The organism is Burkholderia sp. APQ4-4ca (assembly GCF_057837105.1).
Genome location: NZ_JBYQCG010000067.1, coordinates 1 through 7,448 on the forward strand (window position 1 = coordinate 1; position 7,448 = coordinate 7,448).

At 67.0% G+C, this 7,448-nt stretch carries 7 protein-coding genes; 2 read left to right on the plus strand and 5 right to left on the minus strand.

Annotated features, from left to right (window positions below; all coding sequences use genetic code 11):
* Positions 1 to 5 precede the first annotated feature (5 nt).
* Both AC3IFE_RS04640 and AC3IFE_RS04645 read left to right on the plus strand, forming a co-directional pair.
* A complete protein-coding gene (locus AC3IFE_RS04640) occupies positions 6 to 1,547 on the plus strand; it encodes a S41 family peptidase (protein WP_489189785.1) in 1,542 nt (513 codons plus the stop codon).
* A gap of 104 nt (positions 1,548 to 1,651) precedes the next feature.
* Positions 1,652 to 2,404, plus strand: a complete 753-nt coding sequence (locus AC3IFE_RS04645) for a HesA/MoeB/ThiF family protein (protein ID WP_489189738.1) — start codon at positions 1,652 to 1,654, stop codon at positions 2,402 to 2,404.
* A 67-nt stretch (positions 2,405 to 2,471) separates the two neighbouring features.
* Here AC3IFE_RS04645 and ptsP read toward each other — a convergent pair whose 3' ends face one another.
* From ptsP to gshA, 5 genes are all read right to left on the minus strand, one after another.
* A complete protein-coding gene (gene ptsP / locus AC3IFE_RS04650) occupies positions 2,472 to 4,244 on the minus strand; it encodes a phosphoenolpyruvate--protein phosphotransferase (protein WP_089468795.1) in 1,773 nt (590 codons plus the stop codon).
* Positions 4,245 to 4,445: 201 nt separating this feature from the next.
* A complete protein-coding gene (locus AC3IFE_RS04655) occupies positions 4,446 to 4,715 on the minus strand; it encodes an HPr family phosphocarrier protein (RefSeq protein ID WP_059506557.1) in 270 nt (89 codons plus the stop codon).
* A gap of 73 nt (positions 4,716 to 4,788) precedes the next feature.
* Positions 4,789 to 5,259, minus strand: coding sequence for a PTS sugar transporter subunit IIA (locus AC3IFE_RS04660; RefSeq protein WP_089468535.1), 471 nt, complete (start codon positions 5,257 to 5,259; stop codon positions 4,789 to 4,791).
* A gap of 231 nt (positions 5,260 to 5,490) precedes the next feature.
* The gene (gshB, locus tag AC3IFE_RS04665) at positions 5,491 to 6,447 is read right to left on the minus strand and encodes a glutathione synthase (RefSeq protein WP_089468536.1); all 957 of its coding nucleotides are present in this window, start codon (positions 6,445 to 6,447) and stop codon (positions 5,491 to 5,493) included.
* Between the two features lie 27 nt (positions 6,448 to 6,474).
* A partial coding sequence (gene gshA / locus AC3IFE_RS04670) for a glutamate--cysteine ligase (RefSeq protein ID WP_489189739.1) occupies positions 6,475 to 7,448 on the minus strand: 974 nt, incomplete at its 5' end.

The following is a 7,448-nucleotide window of genomic DNA, read 5'->3' on the forward strand; positions in this document are numbered from 1 at the left end:
TGAATTTGAAGAACATCGGCCTGATTGCCGCGGGCCTCGCCACGGGCGTGTTCGCCACGCTGCAGGTTTCCGCATCGGCCGAGCAGACCGCCACGGCGCCGCTTCCCCTCGACCAGCTCCGCCTGTTCGCGGAAGTATTCGGGCAGATCAAGCGCGAATACGTCGAACCGGTCGACGACAAGAAGCTGCTGACGGCCGCGATCAAGGGCATGGTGTCGAGCCTCGACCCGCACTCGTCGTTCCTCGACAAGACCGACTATGACGAGCTGCAGGAGCAGACGAAGGGCCGCTTCGCGGGTCTCGGCATCGAGATCTCGCAGGAAGACGGCCTCGTCAAGGTGATCTCGCCGATCGAGGACACCCCCGCGTTCCGCGCCGGCATCCGTCCGGGCGACCTGATCACGCGCATCAACGACAAGCCGGTGCGCGGCATGACGCTCGACAAGGCCGTCAAGCAGATGCGCGGCGAGCCGGGCACCAAGGTCACGCTCACGATCTTCCGCAAGAGCGACGACCGCACGTTCCCGGTCACCGTCACGCGCGCGATCATCAAGGTCCAGAGCGTGAAGATGAAGATGCTCGATCCGGGCTACGCGTACATCCGCATCACGAGCTTCCAGGAGCGCACGACGCCCGATCTCGCGCAGAAGCTGCAGGACATCGCGCGCCAGCAGCCGAACCTGAAGGGCCTGATCCTCGACCTGCGCAACAACGGCGGCGGCCTGCTGCAGAGCGCGGTGGGCGTGGCCGGCGCGTTCCTGCCGCCGGACTCGGTCGTCGTGTCGACCAACGGCCAGATCCCCGATTCGAAGCAGGTCTACCGCGATACGTACGACAACTATCGCCTGCCGTCCTTCGACGGCGATCCGCTGAAGAACCTGCCGCCCATCTTCAAGACCGTGCCGATGATCGTGCTGACGAACGCGTATTCGGCGTCCGCGTCGGAAATCGTCGCCGGTGCGCTGCAGGATTCGAAGCGCGCGCAGATCATGGGCAAGACGACGTTCGGCAAGGGTTCGGTGCAGACGGTCCGCCCGATGACGGCCGACACCGCGCTGCGCCTGACCACCGCGTACTACTACACGCCGAGCGGTCGTTCGATCCAGAACAAGGGCATCACGCCGGACGTGCCGGTCGATCAGTACGCGGACGGCGATCCGGACGACGTGCTCGTGACGCGCGAGGTCGACTACACGAACCACCTCGCGAACACGCAGGATCCGAACGAGAAGAAGGAACAGGAAGAGCGCGAGCAGCGCCGGCTGGATCAGCTGCGCATTCTCGAGGAGCAGAACGACAAGAAGACGCCGGAGCAGCGCCAGAAGGATCGCGATCGCAAGCCGATCGAGTTCGGCAGCGCCGACGACTTCATGATGCAGCAGGCGCTCAACAAGCTCGAAGGCAAGCCGGTCCAGGAATCGAAGTCGCTGCTCGCCGAGAGCACGACGAAGAGCCCGGCCGCCAAGGCTGCCGCAAGCTCGAAGGCATCGGGCGCGAGCGCCGCGAAGCCGGCTTCCGCACCGAAGCCTGCCTCCGCGCCGAAGTAAGCGCCGGCCGGCATCCAACGGGCCATCGCGGGAAGACCGCGATGGCCCGTTTTTCATGCGCGCCTAAAATAACGAACGTCCGCCCGCCTCGCTCACGCCTGCCCATGAACGACGATCAACTCCTTCGCTACTCCCGCCACATCCTCGTCGACGAAATCGGCATCGAGGCGCAGCAACGCTTTCTCGACGCGCATGCGATCGTCGTCGGCGCGGGCGGCCTCGGCTCGCCGGCCGCGATGTATCTCGCGGCATCGGGGGTCGGCACGCTCACGCTCGTCGACGCCGACACGGTCGACCTCACGAACCTGCAGCGGCAGATCCTGCACGGGACGGCGTCCGTCGGCCGCAGCAAGGTCGAATCGGGGCGCGACGCGCTCGCGCGGCTGAATCCCGAGGTGACGGTGAACGCGGTCGCGGCGCGCGTCGACGATGCGTGGCTCGACGCGCACGTGCCGCACGCGAGCGTCGTGCTCGATTGCACCGACAACTTCGCGACGCGGCATGCGATCAACCGCGCGTGCGTCGCGCACGGCGTGCCGCTCGTGTCGGGCGCCGCACTGCGCTTCGACGGCCAGATCAGCACGTTCGACTTCCGCGACGCGGCCGCGCCCTGCTATGCGTGCGTGTTTCCGGAAGACCAGCCGTTCGAGGAAGTCGCGTGTTCGACGATGGGTGTGTTCGCGCCGACCGTCGGGATCATCGGCGCGATGCAGGCGGCCGAGGCGCTGCGCGTGATCGGCGGCATCGGCAAGACGCTCAACGGGCGGCTGATGATGCTCGATTCGCTGCGGATGGAATGGACGACGATGAAAATCGCGCGCCAGGCCGACTGCCCCGTGTGCGGAGGCCGGCACTGACGCGCGACGGGCATGCGCCGCAAGCGCATGCGTGACACTTCTCTACCGTTAGCGGCGGCGAAAACGCCTACGCGGCCGCATCCGCCCGCGGCTCGGCAACCGACAGCCGCTGCAGCGCGGCCTGCACTTCTTCCGGCTCGAACGCGGCCAGCACGTCGGCCGTCGGCTTCTCGAGCGCCTTCAGGTGCGCACGCAGGATCTCCTGCTTCACGACGAGCAACTGGCTCGGGTGCATCGAGAACTCGGTGAGCCCCATCCCGAGCAACAGGCGCGTGAGCGCCGGGTCGCCCGCCATCTCCCCGCATACCGACACCGACACGCCCGCCCGCTTCGCCTCGCGCAACGTATACGCGATCAGGTGCAGCACGGCCGGATGCAGCGGGTCGTACAGGTGCGCGACCGCGTTGTCGGCGCGATCGATCGCGAGCGTGTACTGGATCAGGTCGTTCGTGCCGATCGACAGGAAATCGAAGCGCTTCAGGAACAGCGGCAACGCGATCGCGGCGGCCGGAATCTCGATCATCGCGCCGAGGCGCACGTTCGGGTCGTATGCGAGCCCCGCGTCGTCGAGCTGGCGCTTCGCCTCGCGGATCAGGTCGAGCGTCTGGTCGATCTCCTGCGCGTGCGCGAGCATCGGGATCAGGATCTTCACCTGGCCGAACGCGGACGCGCGCAGGATCGCGCGCAACTGCGTGAGGAACATCTGCGGCTCGGACAGGCTCCAGCGGATCGCGCGCAGCCCGAGCGCCGGGTTCGGCGCCGTTTCGTAGCCTTCGTCGAGCGCCTCGAGCGGTTTATCGGCGCCGACGTCGATCGTGCGGATCGTCACCGGCATGCCCTTCATCCACTCGACGGCCCGCTTGTACGCGGCGAACTGCTCCTCCTCTTCCGGCATCTCCTTCTCATGCATGAACAGGAACTCGGAGCGGAACAGGCCGACGCCGACCGCGCCGGCCTCGACGGCCGCCTTCGCGTCGTCGGGCAGTTCGATGTTCGCGTACAGGTCGATCTTCGTGCCGCACAACGTTTGCGTCGGCGAGAACTTCAGGCGCTGCAGCTTGCGTTGCTCCAGCAGCTTCTCGGACTGGCGATACGAGTATTCCTCGAGGACGATCGGCGCCGGATCGACGATCACGATGCCCTGGTCGCCGTCGACGATGATCAGGTCGTCCTGGCGGATCAGCGAACTCGCATGCTGCACGCCGACCGCGGCCGGAATGCCGAGGCTGCGCGCGACGATCGCCGTGTGCGACGTGCGGCCGCCGAGATCGGTGACGAACGCCTGGAACGACTGCGTCTTGAACTGCATCATGTCGGCCGGCGCGATGTCGTGCGCGACGACGATCATCTCGCTCGTGCCGTTGCGGGCCGCGCGGTCGAGCGCCTGCGACGCGGACGGCGCACCGGCGAGCGCCTTCAGCACGCGCTCGACCACCTGCTCGATGTCGGCCTTGCGCTCGCGCAGGTATTCGTCCTCGATGTCGTCGAAATGGCGCGTGAGCAGTTCGAGCTGCTCGGTCAGCGCCCATTCGACGTTGTAGCGGCGCGTGCGGATCAGGTCGATGGTTTCCTGCACGAGCATCTCGTCGCTCAGGATCATCGTATGGACGTCGATGAAGGCGCCGACTTCGCTCGGCGTGTCGTCGGTCAGGTCGGCGCGCAGTGCCTCGAGCTCGCGACGCACGACGTCGAGCGCCGTGCGGAACCGCTCCACTTCGGCGTCGGTCTGGTTGGCCTCGATCAGGTAATGGGCGACGTCGAGCGCCGCCGGCGCGATCAGGTACGCTCGCCCGATCGCGATACCTCGTGAGACGGGAATGCCATGCAGCGTGAAGGACACGCGCACCTCCTCTGTACAAGTAAAGCCGCGGCACACTGCTGCGATGCGCTTATGACCCCGGTTAGCGATTATAAATTCCGCGACTCCCTGCTGGCTGCATGCAGCGCAGCATTGCACATTTCGCATCAATGCTTCCGACGAAAAAAATGCCGCGAAACCCGCGGCATTCCGACTGGAAACGGCAACGATCCCGCGCAGCGATCACTGGCCTTCGCCGAACTTGTCGGCAATCAATTTCAGCAGCGCATCCATCGCTTCCCGCTCGTCGGGCCCGTCGGTCTCGATCGTCACGGTGCTGCCGATGCCGGCCGCCAGCATCATCACGCCCATGATGCTCTTCGCGTTGATCTTGCGCCCGTTGCGTGTCATCCAGACTTCCGACTGGAAGTTGCCGGCCAGTTGCGTAAGCTTGGCCGATGCACGCGCATGGAGCCCCAATTTATTGACGATGGTGGTTTCTTGTTGAAGCATGATTCTCGGTCGGGTCGGTCGGGACCGCCGGCGGCGCGCGCAGGCGGGTCGGTCTAAAACGAAAAACGGGGGCTCAGTGCGATTCGGTGCGCGGCTGCGGTTCAGGCGGAATCGGCGCGCACTGGCCGCAGCCGGTTTCGCTCGGCGGCGGCGGCGTGCCGGCCGACACCTCGTGGACGCCCTTCGCGCCGCCGGACAGCGCCTTGTCGACCAGCTTGTCGAGCGGCACGGTGCGGTAGCAGACGGCCCGCACGAGCATCGGCAGGTTCACGCCGGCCAGCACGCGCACGTTGTCGAGCTTCGCGAGCTGGCCCGCGATGTTCGCGGGCGTCGCGCCGTACATGTCGGTCAGCACGACCACGCCGTTGTCTTCGCGCAGCCGCGCGAGTTCCGCGTGCGCGAACGCCATCACCTGGGACGGATCGCTGTCGGCCATCACGTCGATGCAACCGATGCGGGCGGGCACGCCGCCGTAGATGTGCGCGATGCAATCCCGCAGCGCGGTGGCGAGCGGAGCGTGCGCGATGATCAGGATCCCGGCCATGTCAGATCGCTCCCGGCCGCCCCTGGCGGGCCGATACCCCGCGGCGGGGCAATGAGCGTAGCGAGTGTGGGAAACGTTTCATGTTCAGCCTTGCAACAGTGTCGGCCCGACCGCCGGGCCTTCGGTGCGCCGATCACGGCACCGGGCAAGCGGGCATTGTAGCAGGCCGGTCAAGCTGCTCCGGCGACGGGGGACCTGCGCGGCCGCCGCCGGGGTTGCGCGGGAGGCGGCCTACGCGGCCGCACGCTCCAGCGCGTCGATGAACATCGCGGCGACGTCGAAGCCCGTCTGCTCCATGATCTCGCGGAAGCACGTCGGGCTCGTGACGTTCACCTCGGTCAGCCAGTCGCCGATCGCGTCGAGGCCGACCAGCAGCAGCCCGCGCGACGCGAGCACGGGCCCCAGCGTGGCGGCGATCTCGCGATCGCGGGCCGTCAGCGGCTGCGCGACGCCGAGGCCGCCCGCGGCGAGATTGCCGCGCACTTCGCTGCCCTGCGGAATCCGCGCGAGCGAATACGGCACCGGCTCGCCGCCGATCAGCAAAATGCGTTTGTCGCCGGCCTTGATCTCGGGAATGAACTTCTGCGCCATCACCGAGCGCGTGCCGTCGTGGCTCAGCATCTCGACGATCGAGCCGAGGTTCATGCCGTCCGGCTTCACGCGGAACACGCCCATCCCGCCCATCCCGTCGAGCGGCTTCAGGATCACGTCGCCGTGCTCGGCGTGGAACGCACGCAGACGCTTCGCATCGCGCGTGACGAGCGTCGGCGCGACGAACTGCGGAAACTCGCCGATCGCGAGCTTCTCCGAATGATCGCGGATCGACTGCGCCTTGTTGAACACGCGTGCGCCCGCGCGCTCGGCCAGCTCGAGCAGCCACGTCGACGTCACGTATTCCATGTCGAACGGCGGATCCTTGCGCATCAGCACCGCGCCGAACGATTCGAGGCGGCGCGCGTCGACCGCGCCCGCTTCGAACCAGGTGTCGCGATGCAGGTCGTCCAGCTCGCCGACGAACGTGATGCGCCGCACGTCGGCTTCGACGGCCGAGCCCGTCCACGCGAGGTGGCGCGGCTCGCACGCGTACACCACATGCCCGCGCCGGGCGGCCTCCGCCATCATCGCGTAGGTCGAATCCTTGTAGATCTTGAAACGCTCGAGCGGGTCGGCGATAAAAAGAATGTCCATGCGGGTCCTGTACGTAGCGAAGGTCCGTTACACCTGAATGGCTTCGGGGTCGGTCTTTTCCAGTTCGATCGACGACGCGATCAGCGACAGCCGCGCGACGACGCCGTACATGTAGAAACGGTTCGGCGGCGCGGCGCCCGGCTTGGCGCCCGCATCCGGCAGCGCGGTGTGCTCGAAGCCGAGCGGCACGTAGTGCATGCCGGGCGCGTTCAGGTTCTGGTCGCGCTCGCGGCCGCCGTGCGTGCGGTAGAAGCCGCCGACCACGTAGCGGTCGATCATGTACACGACCGGCTCGGCCACTTCGTCGCCGACGCGCTCGAACGTATAGACGCCTTCCTGCACGATCACGTCGCGCACCGCGAGGCCGGCCTTCGATTCGGCCATCTGCGCGCGCTCGGCCTTCGTCATGCGGCCGATCTCGGCCGCGTCGTGCACGGTCATCACGCCGCGGCCCGCGGTGCCCGCGTCGGCCTTCACGACGACGTACGGCTTCTCGCTGATCCCGTATTCGCGATACTTGCGCGCGATCTTCTTCAGCACGCCGTCGATCGCGTCGGCGAGCGCCTGCTCGCCTTCATGCGCCTGCCAGTCGACGCCTTCCACGTGCGCGAAATACGGATTCACCATCCACGGATCGACGCCGACCATCTTCGCGAACTTCTTCGCGACGTCGTCGTAGCACGCGAAGTGCGTCGACTTGCGGCGCACGGCCCAGCCCGCGTGCAGCGGCGGCAGCAGGTATTGCTCGTGCAGGTTTTCCAGCACGGCCGGGATGCCGGCCGACAGGTCGTTGTTCAGCAGGATCGAGCACGGGTCGAAATTCTTCAGGCCAAGGCGGCGCTGCGAACGCTCGAGCGGCTCCAGCACGATCTTCTGGCCGTCGGCCAGCGTGATCGGCGTCATGTCGGTGATGCTGGGGTCGAGCGAGCCGAAGCGCACGTTCAGGCCGGCCTGGCGCATGATCGTCGCGAGCCGCGCGACGTTTTCCAGGTAGAACGCGT

Bases quoted from the DNA above. Each gene is read 5' to 3' on its own strand.
- AC3IFE_RS04645 (WP_489189738.1), top strand. From the start codon at position 1,652: ATGAACGACGATCAACTCCTTCGCTACTCCCGCCACATCCTCGTCGAC.
- AC3IFE_RS04655 (WP_059506557.1), bottom strand. From the start codon at position 4,715: ATGCTTCAACAAGAAACCACCATCGTCAATAAATTGGGGCTCCATGCG.
- AC3IFE_RS04660 (WP_089468535.1), bottom strand. From the start codon at position 5,259: ATGGCCGGGATCCTGATCATCGCGCACGCTCCGCTCGCCACCGCGCTG.
- gshB (WP_089468536.1), bottom strand. From the start codon at position 6,447: ATGGACATTCTTTTTATCGCCGACCCGCTCGAGCGTTTCAAGATCTAC.